28 protein-coding genes are annotated in these 24752 nt (G+C 36.9%); 12 read left to right on the top strand and 16 right to left on the bottom strand.

Going from position 1 to position 24752, the window contains the following annotated elements:
* Positions 1 to 5 precede the first annotated feature (5 nt).
* A complete protein-coding gene (locus IGJ23_RS03160) occupies positions 6 to 548 on the bottom strand; it encodes a helix-turn-helix domain-containing protein (protein ID WP_010719844.1) in 543 nt (180 codons plus the stop codon).
* 240 nt (positions 549 to 788) lie between these two features.
* Here IGJ23_RS03160 and IGJ23_RS03155 point away from each other — a divergent pair, with 240 nt between their 5' ends.
* The 6 genes from IGJ23_RS03155 (at position 789) to IGJ23_RS03130 (ending at position 5803) form a co-directional block, all read left to right on the top strand.
* Entirely contained in the window at positions 789 to 1778 is a 990-nt protein-coding gene (locus IGJ23_RS03155; protein ID WP_251849245.1) for an acrylyl-CoA reductase family protein, read from the top strand.
* A complete protein-coding gene (locus IGJ23_RS03150; protein WP_178286648.1) occupies positions 1775 to 2521 on the top strand; it encodes a phosphopantothenate--cysteine ligase in 747 nt (248 codons plus the stop codon). Before IGJ23_RS03155 ends, IGJ23_RS03150 begins: the two co-directional genes overlap by 4 nt.
* An 85-nt stretch (positions 2522 to 2606) precedes the next feature.
* A complete protein-coding gene (gene coaC, locus IGJ23_RS03145) occupies positions 2607 to 3158 on the top strand; it encodes a phosphopantothenoylcysteine decarboxylase (protein WP_010719847.1) in 552 nt (183 codons plus the stop codon).
* 16 nt (positions 3159 to 3174) lie between these two features.
* The gene (locus tag IGJ23_RS03140; RefSeq protein WP_010719848.1) at positions 3175 to 3807 is read left to right on the top strand and encodes an ECF transporter S component; all 633 of its coding nucleotides are present in this window, start codon (positions 3175 to 3177) and stop codon (positions 3805 to 3807) included.
* A gap of 361 nt (positions 3808 to 4168) precedes the next feature.
* Entirely contained in the window at positions 4169 to 4816 is a 648-nt protein-coding gene (locus IGJ23_RS03135; RefSeq protein ID WP_010719849.1) for an SDR family oxidoreductase, read from the top strand.
* Positions 4817 to 4819: 3 nt separating this feature from the next.
* Entirely contained in the window at positions 4820 to 5803 is a 984-nt protein-coding gene (locus tag IGJ23_RS03130; RefSeq protein WP_207433055.1) for an NAD(P)H-quinone oxidoreductase, read from the top strand.
* Between the two features lie 103 nt (positions 5804 to 5906).
* Here the strand turns inward: IGJ23_RS03130 and IGJ23_RS03125 are convergent, their stop codons facing one another.
* Positions 5907 to 6440, bottom strand: coding sequence for an isoprenylcysteine carboxyl methyltransferase family protein (locus IGJ23_RS03125; protein ID WP_034699792.1), 534 nt, complete (start codon positions 6438 to 6440; stop codon positions 5907 to 5909).
* A 211-nt stretch (positions 6441 to 6651) separates the two neighbouring features.
* Positions 6652 to 8163, bottom strand: coding sequence for a flavocytochrome c (locus IGJ23_RS03120; RefSeq protein WP_010719853.1), 1512 nt, complete (start codon positions 8161 to 8163; stop codon positions 6652 to 6654).
* A 237-nt stretch (positions 8164 to 8400) separates the two neighbouring features.
* Here IGJ23_RS03120 and IGJ23_RS03115 point away from each other — a divergent pair, with 237 nt between their 5' ends.
* Complete coding sequence (locus tag IGJ23_RS03115) at positions 8401 to 9240, top strand: hypothetical protein (RefSeq protein ID WP_126344523.1); 840 nt, start codon at positions 8401 to 8403, stop codon at positions 9238 to 9240.
* Between the two features lie 220 nt (positions 9241 to 9460).
* On the opposite strand, the gene IGJ23_RS03110 is transcribed toward IGJ23_RS03115, so the two are convergent.
* The 4 genes from IGJ23_RS03110 to IGJ23_RS03095 all read right to left on the bottom strand — a co-directional run bounded on the left by IGJ23_RS03110 (position 9461) and on the right by IGJ23_RS03095 (position 12652).
* Positions 9461 to 9766, bottom strand: coding sequence for a bacteriocin immunity protein (locus IGJ23_RS03110; protein WP_010738298.1), 306 nt, complete (start codon positions 9764 to 9766; stop codon positions 9461 to 9463).
* 281 nt (positions 9767 to 10047) lie between these two features.
* The gene (locus tag IGJ23_RS03105) at positions 10048 to 10632 is read right to left on the bottom strand and encodes a GNAT family N-acetyltransferase (RefSeq protein ID WP_438774619.1); all 585 of its coding nucleotides are present in this window, start codon (positions 10630 to 10632) and stop codon (positions 10048 to 10050) included.
* A gap of 107 nt (positions 10633 to 10739) precedes the next feature.
* Positions 10740 to 11660: a UDP-N-acetylmuramate dehydrogenase gene (murB, locus tag IGJ23_RS03100; RefSeq protein WP_438774618.1), complete on the bottom strand. Its 921-nt coding sequence runs from the start codon at positions 11658 to 11660 to the stop codon at positions 10740 to 10742.
* Positions 11661 to 11731: 71 nt separating this feature from the next.
* A complete protein-coding gene (locus IGJ23_RS03095; protein WP_438774617.1) occupies positions 11732 to 12652 on the bottom strand; it encodes a Gfo/Idh/MocA family protein in 921 nt (306 codons plus the stop codon).
* Between the two features lie 114 nt (positions 12653 to 12766).
* On the opposite strand from IGJ23_RS03095, the gene IGJ23_RS03090 reads away from it, so the two are divergent.
* The 3 genes from IGJ23_RS03090 (at position 12767) to IGJ23_RS03080 (ending at position 15532) form a co-directional block, all read left to right on the top strand.
* The gene (locus tag IGJ23_RS03090) at positions 12767 to 13519 is read left to right on the top strand and encodes an exodeoxyribonuclease III (protein WP_368024232.1); all 753 of its coding nucleotides are present in this window, start codon (positions 12767 to 12769) and stop codon (positions 13517 to 13519) included.
* Between the two features lie 191 nt (positions 13520 to 13710).
* Positions 13711 to 14244: a 3'-5' exonuclease gene (locus IGJ23_RS03085; protein WP_010719861.1), complete on the top strand. Its 534-nt coding sequence runs from the start codon at positions 13711 to 13713 to the stop codon at positions 14242 to 14244.
* Between the two features lie 208 nt (positions 14245 to 14452).
* Positions 14453 to 15532, top strand: a complete 1080-nt coding sequence (locus IGJ23_RS03080) for a hypothetical protein (RefSeq protein ID WP_063626701.1) — start codon at positions 14453 to 14455, stop codon at positions 15530 to 15532.
* Positions 15533 to 15629: 97 nt separating this feature from the next.
* On the opposite strand, the gene IGJ23_RS03075 is transcribed toward IGJ23_RS03080, so the two are convergent.
* The 4 genes from IGJ23_RS03075 to IGJ23_RS03060 all read right to left on the bottom strand — a co-directional run bounded on the left by IGJ23_RS03075 (position 15630) and on the right by IGJ23_RS03060 (position 18692).
* Positions 15630 to 16154 (bottom strand): GNAT family N-acetyltransferase, encoded by a 525-nt coding sequence (locus IGJ23_RS03075; RefSeq protein ID WP_034699781.1) that lies wholly within the window; start codon positions 16152 to 16154, stop codon positions 15630 to 15632.
* Entirely contained in the window at positions 16147 to 16620 is a 474-nt protein-coding gene (gene tsaE, locus IGJ23_RS03070) for a tRNA (adenosine(37)-N6)-threonylcarbamoyltransferase complex ATPase subunit type 1 TsaE (protein WP_010719865.1), read from the bottom strand. Before tsaE ends, IGJ23_RS03075 begins: the two co-directional genes overlap by 8 nt.
* A 258-nt stretch (positions 16621 to 16878) precedes the next feature.
* Entirely contained in the window at positions 16879 to 17859 is a 981-nt protein-coding gene (gene pta, locus IGJ23_RS03065) for a phosphate acetyltransferase (RefSeq protein WP_010719866.1), read from the bottom strand.
* A 152-nt stretch (positions 17860 to 18011) separates the two neighbouring features.
* On the bottom strand, positions 18012 to 18692 hold the full coding sequence (locus tag IGJ23_RS03060) for a uracil-DNA glycosylase (protein ID WP_010719867.1): 681 nt from the start codon (positions 18690 to 18692) through the stop codon (positions 18012 to 18014).
* Positions 18693 to 18816: 124 nt separating this feature from the next.
* On the opposite strand from IGJ23_RS03060, the gene IGJ23_RS03055 reads away from it, so the two are divergent.
* Positions 18817 to 19686, top strand: a complete 870-nt coding sequence (locus IGJ23_RS03055) for a Cof-type HAD-IIB family hydrolase (protein WP_010719868.1) — start codon at positions 18817 to 18819, stop codon at positions 19684 to 19686.
* A 23-nt stretch (positions 19687 to 19709) separates the two neighbouring features.
* Positions 19710 to 20225 carry an LURP-one-related/scramblase family protein gene (locus tag IGJ23_RS03050; RefSeq protein WP_010719869.1) on the top strand — a complete coding sequence of 172 codons (516 nt, stop codon included), beginning with the start codon at positions 19710 to 19712 and terminating at the stop codon, positions 20223 to 20225.
* Between the two features lie 165 nt (positions 20226 to 20390).
* On the opposite strand, the gene IGJ23_RS03045 is transcribed toward IGJ23_RS03050, so the two are convergent.
* From IGJ23_RS03045 to gloA2, 5 genes are all read right to left on the bottom strand, one after another.
* A complete protein-coding gene (locus tag IGJ23_RS03045; protein ID WP_438774616.1) occupies positions 20391 to 22463 on the bottom strand; it encodes a collagen-binding domain-containing protein in 2073 nt (690 codons plus the stop codon).
* A gap of 286 nt (positions 22464 to 22749) precedes the next feature.
* On the bottom strand, positions 22750 to 23313 hold the full coding sequence (locus IGJ23_RS03040; RefSeq protein WP_438774615.1) for a GNAT family N-acetyltransferase: 564 nt from the start codon (positions 23311 to 23313) through the stop codon (positions 22750 to 22752).
* Between the two features lie 52 nt (positions 23314 to 23365).
* A complete protein-coding gene (locus IGJ23_RS03035) occupies positions 23366 to 23545 on the bottom strand; it encodes a hypothetical protein (protein ID WP_010738307.1) in 180 nt (59 codons plus the stop codon).
* Positions 23546 to 23622: 77 nt separating this feature from the next.
* Complete coding sequence (locus tag IGJ23_RS03030) at positions 23623 to 24141, bottom strand: hypothetical protein (protein WP_438774614.1); 519 nt, start codon at positions 24139 to 24141, stop codon at positions 23623 to 23625.
* 92 nt (positions 24142 to 24233) lie between these two features.
* Positions 24234 to 24614: an SMU1112c/YaeR family gloxylase I-like metalloprotein gene (gloA2, locus tag IGJ23_RS03025; protein ID WP_010719876.1), complete on the bottom strand. Its 381-nt coding sequence runs from the start codon at positions 24612 to 24614 to the stop codon at positions 24234 to 24236.
* Positions 24615 to 24752 lie beyond the last annotated feature (138 nt).

Here is a 24752-nt window from a genome sequence, read left to right as displayed (position 1 = left end):
TAAAATTACAAGTACGATTCAGTAGCGACAATCAATGCCCTCGTACGTTTTGATTGATGATTCTTCAATTGGTGGTGCTTTGTTGCTTGGTAATAGATCGATTGACCTGCTTTGGCAATATATCGTTCTTCACCTAAGCTTAACTCTAATTCCCCCTCTAACACAAAAATAAACGTTTCTGATAAAGAAGGTTCAAATAATTTATACTCTCCTGCTTCATTGAATGTCAGTAAAACAGGTTCCATTTCTTTTTCATTCGAATCAGAGACCAACCATTCAAGTTGATAACCATTTTCTTCATCTAAATAAACGGTATGATCTTCTTTAGAATAAACAACTTGTAGATTCACTGTTTCTTGATGAAAAAATTCTTCAGGAGAAACACCTAATACTTCAAGAATCGAAAAAAATGTTTCCATGGATGGCGAACTCAAGTCACGTTCTAATTGAGAGATATAGCCTTTTGATAAATCCGTACGTTCACCTAATTCTTCTTGTGTCAAATTTTTCTGGATACGTAAATTTCTTAACTTCTCACCTATTTCCATCTCATTCCTCCTCCATGAAGTTTTCTAATAGTAAACATCAAGTTTACTCTCACTCGTACTAGTATACAAATTTTGATCAAAAACACAACCCTTTTTATTTTAAATTTCAAGAAAAACATCTTTTTTATTTGAAAGAATAAGTTTCACTTTTTTTAGTCACTAATCATCAGCGAATCACCATAAAATAGATTGATTTATGGTATGATAAAAGAAAAATTTTGAGAGGAGTTCTGTTTTTACATGAATAAATTTAAAGCGTTTCAAGTAAATAATGTTCCGCATTTTCATACTTCGATCATTGACCAGGAAATGCCTCTTTTATCAGCGAACGAAGTGTTGGTCAAAGTTGCTTATTCTGATGTTAACTATAAAGATGCACTAGCTAGTAGTGAATCTGGTGGTGTCATCCGTTCTTATCCTATGACACCTGGGATTGATCTTTCAGGAACCGTTGTCGAAAGTCGAGATGAACGTTTCAAAACAGATGATTCTGTTCTCCTAACTGGTTATGGCTTGGGCGTCACTCAACCTGGAGGCTATAGCCAGTACCAGAAAGTTTCTGGTGATTGGTTGATCCCACTTCCGAAAACCTTGTCACTTCGTCAGGCAATGGTATTAGGAACTGCTGGCTTTACTGCACTTTTATGCGTGAACGCCCTCATATCAAAAGGGATGAAATCGAGTGACCGTATTGTTGTAACTGGAGCATCTGGAGGAGTAGGCAGTACTGCTGTAGCAATTTTAAAAAAAATGGGATTTACTTCGATCATCGCTCTTTCACGCAAAAAAGAATCGGTGGAATGGCTGAAAAAATTAGGGGCAAATGAAGTCCTATCCCCAAATGAATTTCTTCCTGAAAAGACAAAACCTTTAGGAAAGCAACAAATCGATTATGTCATTGATACGGTTGGTGGTGACTTATTGACCCAACTCCTTCCTTTGATCGCCTATGATGGTGCTGCGGCATTATGTGGAAATGCTGGAGGAATCAAATTGACCACTACTGTATTACCGTTTATTTTGCGCAATATCCAGTTGATCGGTATCGATTCAGTCAATGTTCCGCATGAAAAACGTTTCTCCTTATGGCAACAATTAGCTGATCTTGCTATTGCTGATGATCTTTTCGTTAAAGAAATCGCCTTGGAGGAATTGCCCAAAGTGATTCAAGGATTGTTAGCTGGGCAACATCAGGGAAGAACACTAGTTAATGTAGGTGAAATGAAATGAAGATATTGATTACGGCTGGTGGCACAAGCGAAAAAATTGATCAAGTCCGTTCAATCACAAATCATTCGACTGGGCAGTTAGGTAAAAAGATTGCTGAAACATTGGTAACTGATTCAACAGTAACGATCGACTATGTCACGACAAACAGTGCTGTCAAGCCAACGTCACAGGACAATATTCGCTTTCATCTAATCGAGTCCACTCAAGATTTATTTGAAACTTTGGAAAGATTACTGACAAGTGACTCTTATGATGCCATCATCCATAGTATGGCAGTGAGCGATTTCACTCCTGCTTTTAGCCTATCTGAAGAACAATTGTCACAGAGCATTGACCAAACACCGCTAACGCCAGAACACCTTTCTTCATGGTTCCGAGACCATGAAATAAATCCTAATAAAGCTGAAAAAATCTCTTCTGACACAGAACACTTGTTAATTGCCTTGAAAAAAACGCCTAAGATCATCGGCTATCTAAGAAAATGGCAACCAGAAGCAACCATCATCGGCTTTAAGTTATTAGTCGATGTTTCAAAAACAGAACTTTTAGCAGTCGCCAAAAAAAGCATCATGAAGAATCAGGTAGACTACATCCTCGCGAATGATCTGACACAAATCGACGGAACAAACCATCACGGCTATCTATTAGGGGCAGACGGAACAATCAAAGAAGCACAATCCAAGGAAGAAATTGCTAAATTATTAGCATCGGTTATAATAGAACCAGTTTCCTTTAACCAATGAAACGCTGAAAAGAATTCTCTGATTTATTTCTTAAAACACAAAAGTTAAGCTTGATTTTAGCAGGGAATGAAAGGAGTAAACAATTATGAAAAAAATTCTATTGGGGGTTACTGGCAGTATCTCTGCTTATAAAAGTGCGGATATTACCAACCAACTCGTGAAACTTGGCTACCAAGTAGACGTAATCATGACAGAAAGCAGCACTCACTTCATCACGCCACTTACGTTACAATCCTTATCAAAACGTGCCGTTCATACCGATGTCATGCAAGAAAAAGAACCTTCAGTGATTAATCACATCGAACTGGCAAAACAAGCAGACTTGTTCTTGATTGCTCCTGCTACGGCTAATATTATCGGTAAATTAGCAAATGGATTAGCAGATGATCTGCTCTCAACAGTTGCAATGGCACTCCCTGCAGATACTCCGAAGTTGATTGCTCCTGCAATGAATACAAATATGTATCAACATCCACTCAATCAAAGGAATTTAAATACGTTAAAATCAATCGGCTATCAAGAAATCGAGCCAAGAGAGTCGTTGTTGGCTTGTGGTGATTTTGGCAAAGGTGCTTTAGCTGATACCCAAATAATCATTGATCAAACGGTACAATTGATTAATGAAAGAAACGCTTAATATAAAAGGAGTCATTATGAAAAACACACGTACTTTTGCTTTGACTGCTATGTTTTTAGCAATCATGATTTTATTAGCGGTCACACCGCTTGGGTTTATTCCTATTGGTCCAATCAACGCTACGACCATGCATATCCCAGTGATCATTGCATCAATCGTTTTGGGCCCACGTTTAGGTGGCTTTCTAGGAGGGACATTCGGCTTGATTAGTATGATTCGTAGTACGGTCATTCAAACGCCTTTATCATTCGTCTTCTCCCCATTCATCCCAGTGATTGGCACAGACCACGGAAGTTTGAAAGCATTATTGATTGCTTTTATTCCAAGGATATTGATTGGTGTTGTTCCCTACTTTGTCTATAAAGGAATACTACGGCTAAGTAAAAACAAGTTTCAAGGTGTTTCTTTGTTTCTAGCAGGCTTAGCTGGTTCTTTCGTGAATACGATCCTAGTGATGAATATGATCTATTTCTTATTCCAACAAGATTATGCTCAAGTGGTCGGAAAAAGTATCCATGCGTTATATACTGCTATTTTAGCTGTTATCTTTACGAGTGGTGTTCCAGAAGGAATCATCGCTGGAATTGCTACAGTCGCTGTTGGTAGTGTCTTGCTTCGTTTGATGCATGCGACACCCCAACCTAAATAAGACAATTAGCTGATAGCGAACATGATCTTCTTTGAATCAAAACATCCATCCCAATTTTTGTTGAAATTGGTAGATGGATGTTTTTTACTTAAAAATCATCAATAGTATGAAAGCTTCTACTCCTTGGAGCAAGCCTGAATTTGTCCCATCTAAGTTCCCCATGCTGTTTATTATCCTATCCACGGCGTTCTCAGAGCTGACCTTCGGCAATAAGCCTGAATTTTTCAAAATATGTGAAGCTATTTTAAAAAATTCTTTCTTATTGTCTTCGGAGCTATCGATGCTTTCATAACCTCTTTCTCGCATTTTTTTTGTTTAGTGTTATGATTGATAGTGATTATTATAAGAAAGGATGATTAAAATGAAAATTTTTGTTGTAGGTGCTAATGGCCAAATTGGTCGGCATTTAATCAAAGACCTTGCAACTACTAGACATCAAGTGACAGCAGGTGTACGCGAGGTTGCAACACAATCTTTAGTAAAAAAAGATAATGTCACTTATGTTTCTTTCGATCTGACTTGGACAATTGAAGAAATGGCAGATGCTTTTAAAGGTTGTGATCTCGTTATTTTTGTTGCGGGTTCGCAAGGGAAAAACTTATTGCAGATCGACTTAGACGGTGCGATCAAGACAATGATAGCGGCCGAATCAGCACATGTTTCTCGCTACTTTATGATTAGTGCTGTTTTTGCCGAGGATCGCAGCAAATGGCCAGATTCTATGATTGATTACTACATTACGAAACATTATGCTGATGAGTGGCTGAAACAACAAACAACTTTAGATTATGTAATCATCCAGCCAGTGTCATTAACAAATGAAGAAGTTACTACAGTCCAACTGGCAAAACCAACAGAAGCCACTGCTAAAACCGTCTCTCGTCAAACGGTAGCTGCTGTTTTGACAGCTTTAGTGGAACAACCAACTATAACTAAAACAACGCTAGTACTATCTGAAGGAACGCAGGAAATTTCAACTGCGTTGCAACAAATAGTCGAGGAGGAATAAAAAATGCGAGCCATCACGATCAAACATCCCGGTTCTGCCGAAGTACTACAAGAGATCGATGCACCAAAACCAATAGCGGAAAAAGGACAATTACTCATAAAAGTTCACACAGCGGCAATCAATCGAACGGACATCATGCGTCGAGAAACAACGAATCAACAAACTCCTTACCCGATTCTTGGCGTAGAAGTAGCTGGAGAAGTGGTTGAAAACCGAAGTGATAACCCAACTTTTGTACCAGGTACAAGAGTATGTGGGTTAGTCAATTTAGGCGGTTATGCCGAGTACGCAGTGATGCCAGCTGACCGTGCAATTTTACTGCCCGATACATTGGATAATATTGCAGCGGCTGGTATTGCAGAAGTTTTTTTAACAGCTTACCAAACACTCTATTGGCTAGGAAATTTACAAGAAGGTGAAACTGTTTTGATCCACGCTGGAGCGAGCGGTGTGGGAACGGCAGCCATCCAACTAGCAAAACAACTTACTAAGGCAACCGTCATCGTCACTGCTGGTTCATCAGAAAAACTAGCTTTTTGTCAAAAACTTGGTGCAGATGAACAGATCAATTACAAAACACAGGATTTTTCAACCGAAGTAGCAAGAATTACCAATGGAAAAGGTGTCGACGTCATCTTAGATTTCATCGGGGCTTCTTATTGGGAGAAAAATTTAGCTTCTATTGCTATTGATGGACGTTGGGTATTGATCGGAATGTTAGGTGGAACAATTGTACCAGAGATTGATTTAGCTACCTTGATCACCAAACGAATCCAATTGATCGGCACTTTGTTGACTCCTCGAAGTGATCAGTACAAAGCTCAATTGACTCAAGAATTTATGCAAGTAGTTGGACCTTATCTAGCTGACCAACGAGTCAAACCAATTATTGATCGTACCTTTACATTGGCGCAAGTCCAAGAAGCTCATGAATATATGGAAGCGAATAAGAATATCGGAAAGATTATTTTGACGATAACAAAATAACCAACTTTTAAATGCAAATAGCAATCAAAAAATAAGCCGTAGAATCTCAAAAATAGGAGCAACTATTTTTGGATTCTACGGCTTTTTTTATTTAGCTAGTTTATTATGACTGCTTTATTTCTTTTTGTTTAATAGATGCAACTAATTGATTTTCCTTTTTTATTCGTAGATAGAGACAGAGACTATAAGGAAGAATAAAAATAATGAGTGTCACATAGGCGTGAAAAAGAAGCACGACTCCAATCAATTCAGGTAAAATATTTAAAAAATAATTGGGGTGCTTGACCCGTTGGAACAACCAATGTTCAATCAATTGATGATCTGGTTCAAAGATCAATTTCACTGACCAATATTTTCCTAATAATTTCATGACCCAAAAGAGCATGATAAACGAAAATAGGATGAGACAAAATCCAATCCAGCTGACCCAATTAATTTGTGTTTTTTGAATGCTTCCCTCAAAGAAAGCAGAAAAATAAAACAGCGTATGTAAGATAGCTAACCATTTTGTAGTTGTTTTTCCATACTCAATCGCTCCTTCATGTAATAATTGGTTCGCATGCTTACTTGAAATTTTTAATACATACAATCGTACGAATGCGATTATCAAAAAGAAATAATATAATTGTTGACTCATTCGTTTCACTCGTTTCTATTTTTATTTATTATCATCTGGAATGACCTGCAAAAGTCACTTATTTTCTATCAAATAATCATTTATTCAAAGTAAAGGAGTAGAACCATGATCGCATGTTCTTCACAGTTTGATAAAAAATATAGGAGAAAACTAACTTTTGACATGCTAGTTTTCTCCTAATTGACCGTCCATTTACTTTATATTTACGTTCTTAATTTTCACTGACGAATTTTGCTGCCTGTTGTCCAGCTTGTCGGCCAAAGATAATAATTTCAGCAACCGAATTACCACCAATCCGATTGTTCCCGTGTAGCCCCCCAGTTACTTCACCAGCAGCATACAACCCAGTGATCGGTTGATTTTCTTTATTCAACACTTCTGTCTTCGTATTGATTTTCACGCCACCCATTGTGTAGTGGATACCTGGGGCAATTTTGATCGCATAGTATTTAGGTTCTGTCAGCCCATTATCCATCGCTGTCGTCCGATTAAAAGCGTCATCCTTTTGAGCATCGACTGCTTTATTCCAGGATTCAAGTGTTTGAGCCAAATTGTCTGCAGGCACATTTACTTTTTCAGCTAATTCTGCCAGATCATCTCCTGAAGTCACGTAACCCTTTTGCTCATAGAAATCAATTGCTTTTGCTCGATCTCTTACTCCTTGATCAAAAATCAAATAAGCAGATTTTTCCGGTAAAGCTGTAATAGCTGCGGAAACTTTGTCTCTTGTATCTAATTCATTCACAAATCGTTGTCCTTCTTGGTTGACTAAAATAGCCCCCTCACCTCGAACAGCTTCACCAATCAAGACGCCTTCATCTTGTTGGACTGTTGGATGTATCTGGATTTTATCCATGTCAACCGTTTGACCACCTAATTTTTCAATCATCGTGATTCCATCACCAGTTGAGCCTACTTGGTTAGTAGTGACATAGCCTGCTAAATCAGGACGGTATTTTTCAATCACTTCTTGATTGGCACCATACCCGCCAGTTGTCACTACAATTGCGTTTCCTTTGATTTCCTTTGGCTCTTCGCCTTGGACTTGTACAGTCACCTCATTGACTTTACCACTATTTTCTTTGATATCAGTTACATCTGTATTCACAAAAATAGGAATTTTACGTTCATGTACATTTTTTAACAATCCGTCAACTAAGTAACCACCAATAGCTGAGCCATCTGAAGGACGGTGGGTTCTTTTTTCACTCATTCCCCCAGTAATTGTTAAATTATCCAATTTGATTCCATTTTGATCCAACCAATCAATCGCAGCGGCTGAATGATCAACGAAGTAGTGGAGTAATTCTTGATCATTGGTGCCACCTCCGCCTTTTAATGTTTCTTCGTAGAACGCTTCATTGGAGTCATTGATTCCGTCAGCTTGTTGGAATTTAGTGGCTGATGCATTCATTCCACTTGAGGATTTTAAGGTATTCCCACCTGCTACTGGCATTTTTTCAAAGATGACTGGGTTCAATCCAGCATCTTTTGCTTCAATCGCTGCTGTCATCCCTGCTCCACCTGCACCAACAATGATAATATCATAAGAATCTTTCATTTCAGCTGGGTTGGTATACGTTTGTTCCGATGCACCTGAAGATACCTCTGTTTTTTCAGATGATTTCGTGCTTGTCGTCGTTTTTTCTTTTGAATCTGCACTACAAGCTCCCATTGTTAAAACTGATGTAAAAACCACCAAACTTTTTAGCACTTTTTTCATTCTTTTCCTCCTAAATTTTAGTACTCCTTTATTTTAAGTGAAAAAATTCACAATTCCAACTATTTTTTTATTCTTTTTATCAATAAACAATGACTTTTTCATCTAGCATCTCTAGATAACTACTTTTGCTAATTTTTGTTGGCTGTTTTCTTATTCATTTAGGCGTTTTGGTACAAATAATTTTGGTTTGCGCTTTTACCCTAGTATAATCTTTACTATAGATAAAGGAGTTATTTTATGAACTATCTGAAAATGTTTTTTATGAATGGTACCAAAACCGCTGGAAGAATTACCCATGCGTTTTATATTCTTCTACGGGTCATCGTTACAGTAATGTTAGTCGATCAAATTTTTCAGCAAAACATGGGAAATACTTTTCTCTTATTGCTAACTCTAGTTTTATTTGAAATTCCTTATCTTCTAGAAAAAATGTTAAAGATCGAAATCCCGAATATGTTAGAAATCATTATTATTTCATTTATTTTTAGTTCAACTGTTTTAGGAGAATTAAGTGACTTCTACGGGTATTTCTCAATGTGGGATACTATCTTACATGCTTTAACTGGTTTTTTAGCTGGTGGGGTTGGTTTTTCACTTGTCTACTTACTGAACAAAAACACGAAAACAATGAATCTAACACCATTATTGTTAGCTATCGTTTCATTTTGTTTTTCAATGACAGTCGGTGTGATGTGGGAATTTGTTGAATTTTCAGCTGATCATTTATTTCAACTGGACATGCAAAAAGATAGCCTTGTCCAACAAATCAATAGTGTGGAGTTAAGTAAAGATGGCAATACTGTCCACTCGATCCCTAATATCGAGCAAACCATCGTGGAATATAAAGATTCAGCTGGAAATACAGAAAAATATGTGATTTCTGGTGGTTATCTTGACATAGGAATTATTGACACAATGAAAGACCTATTCGTCAATTTCATTGGAGCCTTGACGTTTAGTATCTTTGGATATCTTTATAGTCAGAATGATTATCGGAAGTTTACTTTTATCCGTAACTTCATCCCCAGAAAAAAGAGAGAATCACGAACTGAAAGAAGAAAAGCATCTTCGAAATAAACAAAATTTTATCGTCAATTATTCTTTATGTGATCCTATCGATAACTTTAGAAACCAGTATAAGAAAAATAGTCTACTATTAAAAGCCTGGGACAAGAACGTCCTAGGCTTTTTTGATGAGTATAAAAACAAATAAAGTGTGTTCAGGAATTGCACTACTTACACTTATTAAAGAGATCAGATAAACCAGCTAGCAGTGGTTCCACGCTTCAGGGGATATTTATTGAAAAAATGGTCCAAAAGCGATAGGCGTCGAAGCTAATCCTCGACCTAATTCTTGTTCAAATCGCCCTATCGTAGAAATTTTTAAATAAAAAGCTGCGACTGGTGGTGTCAATTGACTCTTGATCGCTAAAGGGCGTAGTTGATATTCCAGATCTTTCATTACTCTTGGAAAATATTCTTGTTTTTCTAGTTTGTTTTTAGCCTCGATTAATGATACTCTTTCCCTTTCTTTGACTTCTTTATTAAGAATCAAGTCGTATAATTCTACTATAATTTGATTGATTTCTTCTGTTTTCTTCATGATATCGCTCCCTTTAATATCATTTGGCACATCTTTCTCAAAGCTTTAATAAATATTAAATGTATTATAGTCTAGATTTACCTCTTCAGGTCATTCATTTCCTAAATAACTGTTTTCCATTCATAATTGTATCCTATAGTTATATATACATTCTTACATTTCAGCCTAAACCTATTTGAAATGAAACCAGTAGGTCGGAAAAAAGAAAGCCGAAATAACCATGATCACAGAAAATAGCTGATTCTACTTTCCATTATCACGGTTATTCCACAAAAAGAATGTTAGTCTTTTTTAGCTTTTATATTCAATTTTTCCAAAGTGTTCATTGCTAAGGAATACTCGCTATTCGGACGTCCATCAAAATTCTCAGCGATAATCGTAAACCCTAGCTTTTGGTATAGTTGAATGGCAGGATGACTCCAAGTTTGCGTATGCAGATACACTGGTCCATGAGATGCCAGCTTTTGGAAAATACGCAATACTTCGATCGTTAATGCTTTGGCAATCCCTTTTCCTTGATGCCTCGGATCTACTGCCAGCCAATGAAAAAGCGGATAGCTTCCATCCTTCCGTTTTTTGAACCAAGCGGTACAAGTCGCGATTTTTTCACCTGTATCAGTTACAACGAAAAGCATTCGTTGCTGAAGTTCTTCTTGATAAGGTAAAAAAGCTCTCTGAAAGTAAGCAAGTGCTTCTGTTTCTGTTGCGAACTCTCCGACTGATTGTTCGATTCTTGCCCATTCGGTTTCATCGCCTAGACGGTAGTACTCAAAATGATACCCAGTCGCTAAAGATTGCGTAGGGAGACTGTCACTTAATGGACGAGTCATCCAAATCTCGGCATAAGGAACATGTTTATCTAGCATAAGCTAACTTCCTTTCTAAACAGAATAGCTCTTTCTATCTGTTTTATCACAAAAGTTTGAACATCTCACTGTAGTCATTGATGGCTAGTTCATTCAACTAGCAATGGTTACATGCTTGCATCCACTGTTTTTGCTTCGCCAATGATCCGTACTTCTGTTTCCAAAGACACATCAAATTTTTCTTTGATCACTTCTTGGATATGCGCGATCAATTCTGTATAATCCGTAGCGGTCGCATGATCAATATTGACAATAAAGCCAGCATGTTTTTCAGAGATTTGAGCGCCACCCCATTTTAAGCCTTGTAATCCAGCTTCTTGGATCAATTGACCAGTAAAATGCCCCACAGGACGTTTGAATACACTCCCACAAGAAGGATATTCCAATGGTTGTTTCGATTGACGTAATTCAGTCAGCTCGTCCATCCGCCCTTTGATTACTTCATGCTCTCCTGCAGTTAGTTGGAAACGTGCTTCTAAAACGACTGCATCCATTTCTTGGATTTTACTATGTCGATAAGAAAACGCCATTTCTTCGTTGGTTAGAGTTTTCAACCTACCATCAGCTAATAAAACATCCACTTCTGCTAATACGTCTTTGATTTCACCGCCATAGGCACCTGCATTCATATAAACAGCGCCTCCGATACTTCCAGGAATGCCACAAGCAAACTCAAACCCGGTTAAAGAAGTATCTAACGCCGCATAGGTCGTATCGATCAATTTTGCTCCAGCTTCAGCTGTAACCATCGTCCCAGAAACTCGGATTTGTTTCATCTCAGTCAACATGATCACCATGCCACGAATCCCACCATCTTGAACAATCAAATTACTGGCATTACCTAAAACCATCCAAGGTACATCATGGGTTCGGCAATAATCCACTACTTCTTTTACTTCATTTTGTGTTTTTGGGAAAACGAGAACATCCGCTGGACCGCCCGTTTTGGTAAACGTGTAATTCATCAATGGTTCATCAAACAATAGATTGAGTGCTGGTAAATTTTTAACTAAGTCTTCTTTATTCACTGAGGATTTTCCTTTCTATATCAAACATCCCCATTATTCTATCACGCTTAAAACAAACTTGCCAGTTTCCCTCACATTTGTTGTCTTGTATGTTTGCGTAGCATTTCTTCACAAAGTGCATGACTTTGCATGATCCCTTGTTGCTTCAATCCTTCCATTGAAGGTTTTTCTTTGCTAATCTCTGCGAAAAATGTTTGAACCATTGGCTCAAAACCGCGTTTGACTAACGTACTTTCCCAATCGCCAAATTTTTCTATTTCGATACCAGATGCTCGTTGGATCATCATATCCGTTAATTCCGCCACTTCATAAGTACCACTTTTACTAGTGATCTGATAGTTCTCGCTATTTGCTCCACTTAAAAGATCCATTGTTAAAATTGCTGTTTGATGGGCTGTTTCCAATTGTAAAACCGCAAATTCCAAAAATTCTTTTGTTTCACGGATCTGATATTTCGTACGCAAGATCGGTTCGTCTAAAAGATATACCGCCGTATCAACAAGATGTAAAAACAAATCATAGATCACAAATTCCGTTGTTTCCTGAGCGGCAATTCGATTTTTTTGTAACTGGATGAGCCGCTTCTCGGGAACTTGTTTCAAACGTTCGACCATTGGAGCAAAACGTCGATTGAATCCAACCATTAAGACAACTTGATTTTTATCTGCCAGTTCTTGTAATTCGTTGATTTCATTAAGGTCAACACTGAGTGGTTTATCGATATACACATGCACCTGATTTTCAAGACATTTTTTGGCTAATTCATAATGTACCTTTGTGGCTGCATGAATCATACAAGCCTTGATATCCTGAGACAGTAGTTCATCAATTGATTCATATAGATGGTCAAATCCATACATTTCATGGATTCGTTTTTTCGTTTCTTTGTTTCTAGTCGCAAAGTAGAAATCAATCTTTCCTTGATTTTTTGCATAAGTAGGTAAATACGCTTTTTCTGCAATATTACCCACACCAATCACACCAATTCGCATGTTCGTTCCTCCAATCCATTCATTACTCTTATCTTACACTATTTTTTAGTAAAATAAGGTACAATAGAACCACAAATGCTAATCTAAGATCCAAAAGAAAGGATGCGTATTTAATTGAAATTTATCTCCTGGAATGTGAATGGCCTACGTGCAATCGTCAATAAAAATTTTTTAGACGTCTTTAATGAATTAGATGCCGACTTTTTCTGTCTTCAAGAAACCAAACTACAAGCCGGTCAAATCGAATTAGACTTACCTGGCTATCATCAATATTGGAATTATGCAGAAAGAAAAGGCTATTCAGGCACAGCGATCTTTGCCAAAGAACCCGCACTAAATGTCTCTTATGGAATGGGCATTGATTTACATGATCAAGAAGGACGTTTGATCACACTTGAATACCCTGAATTCTTTCTAGTTACTTGTTATACACCTAATTCCCAAAATGAATTAAAACGCTTGGACTACCGTTTACAATGGGAAGAAGCCTTTTACCATTACTTAGAAGAACTAAAAAAACAAAAACCAGTCATTGTGTGTGGCGACTTAAACGTTGCCCACCAGGAAATTGATTTGAAAAATTGGAAAACCAATCAAAAAAATGCTGGCTTTACGATGGAAGAACGAACTGCCTTCTCACACTTGTTAGCAAATGGCTTTATTGATACCTTCCGCTATTTCTATCCTGAACAAACTGGTATTTATTCTTGGTGGAGTTATCGTTTCAATGCTAGAAAAAACAACGCAGGTTGGCGTATCGACTATTTCTTAACTAGTGACGAGTTGAAGCCACGCTTGGTGGATGCAAAAATCCATACCTCGATTATGGGAAGCGATCATTGTCCCGTAGAACTAGACTTGAAATAATCTCATTGTTAGCCATCATCATCCTAGGCAGGGCTGAATATTTTTATTAAAAAGAATGAAGAAAGATCAGCAAAGATGCTTCTTTTTTGAGCGTGGTCTTTCTTCATTTGATTGATTTTTTTTACATATCCATCACTTTCTTTTCTTCACTTTTTATGTTAGTGTTTATTTTTTAAGGAGGTTTTATGCACATGAATTTTGTTGCAATGGACTTTGAAACAGCCAACCATCAATCCCACAGTGCTTGTTCATTAGCATTGGTTATGGTCCAAAATAGCCAAATTGTTGATGAATATTACACACTCATCCAGCCAGAAACACCTTTTTTCTGGAGAAATGTTCAAATTCACGGTATTCATCAAGAAGATGTTCGTACCGCACCCAAATTTCCTGAAGTTTGGCAAACGATTCAACATTATTTCCAAAAAAACCGCTTAGTCGTCGCTCATAACGCAGCTTTTGATACGAAAGTTCTAGCTGGTTGTTTAGATTATTACAATTTGCTCCAACCTCATTATTTATCTTTATGTACGGTAAAAACCAGTCGTCGTTTATTTCCAGAGATGCCAAATCATCGATTGAATACTGTCTGTGAAAATTTAAATATCACTTTAGCGAATCACCATGATGCATTAGAAGACAGTCGTGCCTGTGCAGAGATTTTACTTTATCAAGAAAAACACTTTGGAACAGATCCTTTGAAAAAATTAGTTACCCTAAAATGAGCTACTAAAAAACAGGTAGACAAAAAATCCATGGTTGCTTTTTACAGGTAACCATGGATTTTTTGATCGCCTTTTTTAACCTTTTCAAGAACCTTTATCCCCTTCATTCCAACCATTCACCAATTTTTTCTGATTATTTGAAAAGATGTCCTCGATACAACGGTAAGATATGAGACACTATACTCAATAAAAGTGAAAGGAGTATCATATGCCATACGTTAATGAGTTACACCGTCTCTGTGACATCTGGGCACTTACCTTAGGCTTGAAAGATAATGTTAATTGGATATCAAGTGATGATAAAACCAATTATCCTTTATTACTTTCGATTTATATTGAAACATTGAAACAAGATCACGATAATTTTTTTATTGAAGCAACAAAAAAAGAGAAGTTCATCCAGTCCCTTGAACGAAGTAAGCAATTTTACACATTTGAACATGGTGAAGAACTATCAAATGTCCTTCAAACTATGAGGGATGATGACCCTACAGATTTCATGCTTCTCCCAATTCACTATCTTTTAAAAAAACCGAAGATCGATCTCAACATGGGAGTAATAGATGGATTTCGCGCTTCTGGATTATTGATTTATAAAGCCCCTACTGGTTATAAAGCAGTAATAGTTGATAAAATGAGACCTATTGATGGACTTCCTGTCTCCTACGTCTTGATTCCGCCAGAAAATTTATCCTCTCTTTGCGAAAAACTACTTCTAAACAATCAAGTTAAAAAGTACACAAAAGCAGAATTACCAACTATAAAAAAAAGAGAAATATTAGAGACAATCATTGATCACTCTATATCTAAAAAACTACTTCCTCTTAATGTATATACTGGCTATCAAAAAGTAGCTAATGATACTACCCTTGCAATAAAAGCACCTATCAAAACAGCATTATTTCACTGTCAATACGATATATTTAAATTGAGGGATCCATACTATGAAAAAATCACTTGGAAAAATGTTAGTTCTAATTCTAATTCCAATCCCACTATAACCGCTCGTAAATCTTTGTTAGCTCCTATAAAACAATTCGGTGGCTTCTTAAATTGTTTTAATCACTTATTTACATGGTATTTAATAAAAAAGCTAAAAAAAGTCAAATATGACTATACACTTGACTTTAATAAAGACCCCTTTATTAACCAAATTTTTACGGGAGAAATCAATGATCAATCATATTTCTATCAAAAAAAGCAACAGTGCATTACAGCTTCAAAGCACATCCAAAAATCTACTGTTTCTCGAAAAATAGAAATAAAAAATGCTAATCCTGTCCGATAAAATACTAACGGTTCAAATAAACAAATAATTCAGAAAATCTATGTCGCACTCTTTAGATTTAGGAGGAATGGACTGACCGTTCCTCCTAAATCTAAGATCAGTCAATCAATAAAGACATCCTATAGACATCCAAAAAGTCCCCATCATCTGTTCGGGCCCCTCTTTTCATAAGCGCTTCGATTTCAAAACCCATTTTTTGATACAAGTGAACCGCTCGTTCATTTCGAGTTTGCACATCTAATTCCAGTCTAAAAAGTACACCATTTTCTTTCACCCAAATCAATACTTCTTCAAGCAACATCGTTCCTAAGCCCAAACCCCAATAGTCCTTTAAGATGCTGATTCCAACCTCTCCCACATGAGAGATGCGGTATTGTTCGCCTGCTTTAACAGAAACAACCCCGATGATTTTTTGACCCATACAAGCTAAGAGTAAAAGATTATTGTTGCTGTCTTGTAGATATTCGATGGATAAAGCTAAGGCTTCAGGTGTTAGCTCCATTCCTTGTTCATCCATAACCAAAAAGTCAGTCTCTTCCTCTACTTGTTGCATCATTGCTAATAATTCACTGGCATCATTTGGCTGAGCTTCTCGAATGGTCAATGAGATCTCTTCACTCATTGTTTTGTCTCCATTTTTCCACGATCCGCTGTTTGAAAGCTTCACTTTGCTCCCCATATGCTTGCAATTTCACATATCTATATTCTAAATCTGTATCACTTTTTTCTAAAATCAGTTCCAAATAGTCTTCTGGTAATGCCTCTTCTAAAAGATTTCCCCATTCAATGACAGATAAACCCTCTCCTTCAAAATACTCATCTAAACCAAGATCCGCGCCGCTAGCTGCTACACGATAAATATCCATATGATAAAGTGGCAATCTACCTTGATCATATTCCCGAATAATTGTATAAGTGGGACTCTTGATCATTTGTTCGATTCCTAATCCGCGAGCAATCCCTTTGGTCAGCGTTGTTTTTCCGGCTCCTAAGTCACCAGTTAATACTAAATTATCCCCAGGCAGTGCCACTTCACCGATGACTTTTGCCAATTCTTCTGTCTTATCTAAACCACTTAATTCAATCATTCTAACTTACTCCTTCATCTAGCCTTTTGTGACAGTATATCGTGGATGGAAAATTTTTTAAAGCAAAAAAAAGCTTGGGACAAAGGTCGTCCCGAGCTTTTTCATATGTGTCAAAATGAATAAATATTTTTCAATCATCAGCTCCTTGCAATAAGTCTAAATTTTTCAAAACATGAAAAATGTTTCAAAAAAATCAGCGCTTATACGCTCGGAGCCGATCGCTTCTTTCACGAACTCTTATTCATTGAGTCTTAGATCTTAATCTAATAATGTTTGGGCTGCAGTAATGATCGCTAATTTATACACATCTTCTTCGTTTGCTCCACGAGATAAATCAGAAACTGGTTTATTCAATCCTTGTAAGATCGGTCCGATCGCTTCAAAGTTACCAAAACGTTGAGCAATTTTGTAACCAATGTTTCCAGATTGCAATTCTGGGAAAACAAAGACAGTTGCTTGTCCAGCTACATCAGAATCAGGTGCTTTTAGTTGAGCCACTGAAGGAACATAAGAAGCATCAAATTGTAATTCGCCATCAATTACATATTGAGGCGCTAATTTTTTTGCAATTTTAGTTGCTTCGACCACTTTATCCACTTCTGGTGCTTTCGCAGATCCTTTAGTTGAAAAACTCATTAATGCTACTTTAGGATCAATATCGAATAATTCAGCAGTCTTTGCTGATTCTACAGCGATTTCTGCTAATTCTTGGGCATTGGGATTGACATTGATAGCACAATCTGAAAAGACATATTTTTCTTGGTCACGTCCACGTACCATGATCATCGCACCACTTGTTCGGCTGACGCCTGGTTTTGTTTTGATGATTTGTAACGCTGGACGAACAGTATCTCCAGTTGAGTGAATCGCACCAGAAACCATCCCGTCAGCAATTCCCATATATGTCAACATCGTACCAAAGTAATTGACATCTTTTAAGATGCTTTCTGCTTGTTCCTTGGATGCCTTTCCATTACGACGTTCCACAAAAGCTTCAACCATTTCATCCCATTTATCATAACGATTTGGATCAATGATCGTAAAACTTGAAGTTTTAATTCCACGAGCATGAGCAGCAGCTGTGATTTCTTCTTCGCTACCAATCAAAATAGGTTCCACTAATTCTTCCGCTTTCAAACGAGCTGCTGCACCTAAAATTCTTGCATCAGTTGCTTCAGGAAAAACGATTTTAATGCTGCGACGTACAATTTTGAATCTCAAACTATCAAACAATTCCACAAGATGACCTCCAGATATTTTCTATGTATCCATCATACACTATTCCCAAAAAAAAGAACAGTTTATTTTATCTGTATCAGTCAAAAAACCATTAGTAATGAAGTCTTTCACATAACATACAATCTGACATATAACAGGAAAACGCTGTCTTACTACACTGTTTCAGGTAATTGCCAATCGATCGGTGTTTCCCCTAATGCCATCAGTGCATCATTGGTCTTAGAAAAAGGTTTAGAGCCTAGGAATCCTCGATGAGCTGATAATGGACTAGGATGAGCAGATGTTAAAATGATATGCCGACTTTTATCAATCATTTTCATTTTTTCTTGAGCCGGTTTCCCCCATAAAATAAAAACGATTGGTTTTTCTCGTTCGTTTAATTTTTCAATGATTTTATCCGTCAATATTTCCCAACCTTTGCCACGATGTGAGTAAGCTTGACCTTCTCGGACCGTTAGTACCGTATTTAATAGTAAAACGCCTTGCTTAGCCCAAGAAACTAAATTGCCATGTTTGACCGGCGAAATACCTAAATCACTTTGCAATTCTTTATAGATATTGTTTAATGATGGTGGAATTTTAACCCCTGGTTGCACAGAAAAAGATAAGCCATGTGCTTGATTGACACCATGGTAAGGGTCTTGACCTAAAATCACAACCTTTACTTTTTCGTAAGGAGTCAATTCCAACGCTTCATAAATATGATACATATCTGGATGAATTTTCTGAGTCGTATATTCTTTTTTTAAAAAGTTTCTTAACTTTTGGTAGTATTCTTTTTCAAACTCATCTGTTAAAATCGTTTGCCAACTGTTATGAATGATTTCTTTCAATCGTTCCACCTCCAACAATCAGGATAACTCACAAATTCTTTCTTAACAAGGGGCAATCTTCGCACGCAGTGTCATCTGGATATGGTAAACTAAGAAGAAGAGAAAGAAAGGAACGATGAGAGTTATGATCAAATTAATCGCATCAGATATGGACGGTACTTTATTAGATGCCCATATGAGTATATCACCCGAAAATGCCGAAGCGATCCGCTTTGCCAATGATGCAGGGATTGAATTTATGGTTGCGACTGGTCGCAATTATCAAGAAGCACGTGCGGCTTTAGATGAAGTTGGCATTGATTGTGCCATGATTACGCTAAATGGTGCGCAAGTTTTCGACAAAACAGGAAACTCCTTGTTCACTGTTCCAATACCGACTCTAAAAACTGCAACTGTCTTAGATATCCTTGATCAAAATGAGATTTATTATGAAGTATCGACCAATCGAGGGCTTTATTCTGAAAGCCAAGCCAAAAGAATTGAAAGCTTTGCCTCAATGATTGGTAGTCATCTCCCCCATTTAACATATAAAATGGCGATTGCGATGGCTTCAGCCAACCTTGAACTTTTGCATATCAATTATGTTGATAGTATTCGTGACTTGCTCCAAGACGAAACATTAGAGGTATTAAAAGTGATTTGTTTCCATACGGAAGGTCCACGAGTATTGGGTCCAGTTGGAAAAGAAATCAGCGAACTGGGTGACTTAGCTGTTACTTCGTCTGGTCAAAACAATATCGAGGTCAATCACAAAAATGCCCAAAAAGGAATTGCTGTGGCTCATGTCGCACATGACCGAGGAATCGAATTAGACGATGTCATGGCGATTGGGGATAATTTTAATGACGTTAGTATGTTACAAGTGGCTGGTGTTAGTTTTGCGATGGGAAATGCTGAAATCGAAGTCAAAGATTACGCAAAATTTGTCACTGATACTAACCTGGAGTCTGGGGTCGGCAAGGCAATCTTACGGGCAATTTCCGAAAATCTATAATTTTCGAGAAAAGAGGGAGAAAGATGTCAGAATTTTTCATTCAAGAAAAGCATCTCAGTCGTGTCACGAGGACTGTTGTTAAAAATGAATCTGGTAAATCCATCTTCTTAATGGTTGGTCGTTGGGGAACAAAAGGAGATGCTTTGTCTCTTTATGCAATGAACGGAAATCTTGTGGCACATATTAAACAAACGAGTCTAACTTTCGGAACCCGTTTTGAACTTTATAAGGATTTTAAAAAAGTAGGAACGATGCAAAAAATCTTTAACTGGCCCGGGGATTTTTACTATGTACGTCGTCTACATTGGACAGTTCAAGGAGATATCTATAACCATCAATATCAAATCCATCATTTTAATCAACGAATCATGAAAATGGATAAAGCAACGCTTTTTTCTGGAGATTATTATGTACTTGATATTCCAATGGAAGAAAATGCGCCTATCTGTATCTGTATCGCAGCTGTATTAGACTACTGGTTATACCGTAAAAACCATGACAAAGATACACCTCTTTCTTACCGATTAGACACAAATTAACTTGCTCCTTCTTATAATCAGAATAACTTCAAGAAAAAATAAGCCATCCTCTAGGAAACAAGACCCGCTAGTCAGAGCAAACGAACTTAGCAGATACGCTTCATGTAGGAAGGCTTATTTTTAGTTGGCTCAGTCAAGCACTTGATGAGCCTTTATTTATTCTTCTTATTTATGCTTCTTTCTTCTCATAAATCCCACAATAACAACTAATACAATAATCATTCCACCAACAATTGCTAACCATTTATTGGAAGCACTATTTGTTTTTGGCAAAACTTGTGAATCTTGATCTTGAAAATCCATTGACCGAGATTCATCGGTTACGTTAGTTGTTTCATTTGTGGAACTGTTAAACTCATTTCTATCTAAATCAGTACCCTTCCCTTGTTGTGGGATGGTGCTATTCATTCCATTTGATTGATTATTTTTACTATTATTAGGATACACCTGATTGGTATCCTCTCCGCTCATACTTGGATCAATATGAAATGGAGTTGGCGTGTCAGTATCACTATTACCATTTGTTGGGTTGCTACTGCTGTCACCACTTGTTGGGTTAGTACTACTGTCACTGCTTGTCGTATCCGTACTGCTATCACTGCTTGTGGTATCCGTACTGCTGTCACTGCTTGTCGTATCGGTATCACTGTCACCACTTGTTGGGTTAGTACTACTGTCACTGCTTGTCGTGTCTGTACTGCTATCACTACTTGTCGTATCCGTACTACTATCACTGCTTGTCGTATCTGTACTGCTATCACTGCTTGTCGTATCGGTATCACTGTCACCACTTGTTGGGTTAGTACTGCTATCACTGCTTGTTGTGTCCGTACTGCTGTCACTGCTTGTCGTATCGGTATCACTGTCACCACTTGTTGGGTTAGTGCTACTGTCACTGCTTGTCGTGTCCGTACTGCTGTCACTGCTTGTCGTATCGGTATCACTGTCACTGCTTGTCGTGTCCGTACTGCTGTCACTGCTTGTCGTATCTGTACTGCTGTCACTGCTTGTCGTATCGGTATCACTGTCACTGCTTGTCGTGTCCGTACTGCTGTCACTGCTTGTGGTATCCGTACTGCTGTCACTGCTTGTGGTATCGGTACTGCTATCACTGCTTGTCGTGTCCGTACTGCTATCACTGCTTGTGGTATCTGTACTGCTATCACTGCTTGTTGTGTCGGTACTGCTGTCACTGCTTGTCGTATCCGTACTGCTGTCACTTGATCCAGAATTATCTGAATTATCAGCAAGGAAAATTTCGTTAGGGTCCCAACGATTGGTTGCTGCATTTAGCGTAACATTTTTTCCGATAATCGTTCCGTCCATATTTTGATTGGCTGTGACGTCTGCTCGTGGCGCAATAATGGTTCCTTGAAAAGGTGCATTTATCGCCAAGTTCGTTACATTACTTGGGAAATTCCATGAAATATTTGCGTCAGAAAAATCTTCCGTTTCATGATTTGCTCGATTATTGTAATGAATTTGTGACTGGATCGTGAAATCAGCTGGTGCATTGATGACATTCATAACCAAAATTTTATTTTCAGAATTTACAATATTCAGTGGTGTATTCAATGATAACACTGAAGCATCCACATTGATGATTACAACATCTGAACTTCCCATTCCTGTTACATCAATCGTTCGATTATTCATATCAGGAAAATCACTTGAAAGATAGGTTTTAGCAGGAGTAATCGACATCAAACTTTCCGAAGCTCCTTCTAATTTTGCAAATTCCGTGTCAAAATCAATATAAGTATTCCCAGGTCGATCTTGATAAAGTTCTGAAGCAGATAAATGGTCGATCCTTGAGCCATTCACCACTGCCCGATCATTTTCGATCCCTGTACTAATTGAAGAACCTACAACAAATTTATTTACTCGGTTACTATCTCCCGAAGTAAAGGATGAGCCAATCAAAGAATCAGTTGCTTGAACATAGTTGATTTCTAGTTGGAGGTCACCCGTGATGATATCTGTCCCAAAATTATTGTTTGCATCTAGCTCTTTTGTTGCAATATTACCATTTGTATGCGCGTTTATCGTCGTTTTTTCTTTTGCGAATATATGGAATTGAGAAGCAATCCCTAATATTCCATAATCACCAGTTAAATCATCATAGATGCTACCAGAATCTTGAGGCGTATAAGTTTCCGCTATTGCAGGTAGAGCAACAAAGAGATTTAAAAATAATAGCACAACACCAAATATATTCCCAATTTTACTTCTTAACATTTCAACGGTCCTTTCCTGTCTCCAAGCCCAGTGACGAGCGATAGAGCATATTTTAATACTTAAAAAAAGACCCGTCATTACAGAATAATTGAAAATAAATGAAAAATATTTTCATAAAAAAGAGATCATAACAACTATCATTTAATATATACAACTGACATTTATGAAAACAAAACAAAAAAAGAGTGAAAAACCTTGTTTTCACTCAACATTTTATCAAATAATAGTTACAACAATTTAAATGTCTTTATTAAAAAATAATAAGTTTGATTTAATTAAGAAACCATTAAATTTCCTTTTGCATGTGATCATAAAGATGATCACTGATTTTCCTTTTACCTACTACTTTAAATCCGTGACGTTCATACAATCTTTTGGCGTTAGGATTTTGTTCATCTACACTTAAACCAATAACATTTCGCCCAGTCTTTTTAGCTAATTTAGGTAAAGCTTCAAGTAAGTGTGAACCTATTCCTTGTCCTCTAAAAGCTTCCGAAACGGAAATGGAATCCAAATACCATTCTTTAGGAAATGTTTCTTGATCTACAAATAATTGTTCCTTATCTGTAATTCCATGTTTTCCTAAAATTACTTCTAAGGGTTTATCGATAAATGGCTCTTCTTCATCTGTGTAGCCAAATGCTACACCAGCTATCTTGCCATCAATTTCTTCAACAATTCCTCTTGTATAACTGTAACGATAATCGGGATCCATAATGGCTTCTTCTAAGATTTCAATTGTTTTTTCTTTCCCATACTTTTGTAAAAAAGGTAATTCCATATCATTTAAAATAACTAAAATAAGCGGAGCAATCTCTTGAGCATCCTCTTTTTTTGCAAAACGAATCATTTCATTCTCTCCTTTTTTTCATTCTATCACTGAAAAATAAAGATCAAAAGAGTTATTTTAAATAATCCTCGATTTTTTGGGTAACAAAATAACCATGTGAAACGATGCGAGCAGCTTCTGTCCGGCAATAAGGACAAACGATCGGCATTTCTTTATCAACATGTTCAACTACATTGTTGACTTCTTCATAAGTAAACTTTTTCCCGCAATTTGGGCATTTCATCTTTTCCATAGCAATGACTTCCTTTCTTTTTTACACATTTAGCTTACTCTTATATTGTAAAAAAGAAAAATGATAGCTATTGATTTTTAGGCACGAATCAACAAAACAGATTCTTCATTATCCTCTGCTAATTTGATCTCATAGTATAATTTGTCGCTTTTCATTAGCAAAACCCAACTTCTTACTTTAGCATTGCGCTTTCCACTTTGTTTAACAGCTTCTTTCATTGCCTTTTGAGGAGATTTGCTTGAGTAGATCTTTTTGATGTCAAAGAATGGTTGGTTTTCAGCTAATTTACTCGAACGAACAGCTGGCTTTCCGGTTGTAGGATTGACAACAAGCGTTTGTTCAGAATCTACGAAAAGATATTGAAAGGTATTGTTTGTTTGTTGTTGGACATCCTCTTTTGGTACAAACTGAACCATTTGAACTTTTGTTTTATTTGTTTCTTTTTTAAAGATTCCCACTGCTTTTTTCAGTGAGACTTGATATTCTTGTTCACTAATATCATCATAACGAAACGTAGCAGTCAATAATCCTAACGAAGCCGTTAGCCCAATAAGTATGAGAATAGCTGACCCAAATAAAATTTTTTTCATCTTCATCAGTGTCTCCCTTTTCCTTTTTTTACTAGCATATCAAGATTTTTTATTAAAAAAAATCGAATGACAGAAAGAAAAAGTGACAATTTTGTTACTTATTCATGTAATTCTAACGGCAAGCCATCTGGATCAAAGAAAAAAGTCATTTTTTTCCCAGTAAATGTATCGATTCGAATTGGCTCAGTTTCGATCCCTTTTAAACGAAGCTCTTCAATGACAGATTCAATCTGTTCCACTTTAAAAGCCAGATGTCTTAATCCACATGCTTCTGGATAACTTGGACGTTTAGGCGCATTAGCTACCCCGAATATTTCTAATTCAGCTGTTCCAAGCTTTAAATCTAATTTATAATCTTCTCTTTCCGCACGATAATTTTCACGGATTACTTCAAAGCCTAACTTATCAACGTAAAATTCCCGTGATTTTTGATAGTCAGATACAATAATTGCGACATGATGGATAGCAGATAAATTCATTTTTTTACTCCTTTAATCTTTTATTCTTTTTCATATTTTAACATTTTCTTTGGTCAAAAGTTTTTTTATAAAGAAAAAAATGGAAAGTTCACCTACGTCGGTTGACTTTCCATTCTTTCATCAATTCAATGTAAAGTT

This window comes from Enterococcus sp. DIV1682a, assembly GCF_051711005.1.
GTDB lineage: Bacteria > Bacillota > Bacilli > Lactobacillales > Enterococcaceae > Enterococcus_B > Enterococcus_B hirae.
The sequence above is the reverse complement of the archived record's forward strand: the minus strand, read 5'-3'. Positions and strand labels throughout refer to the sequence as shown.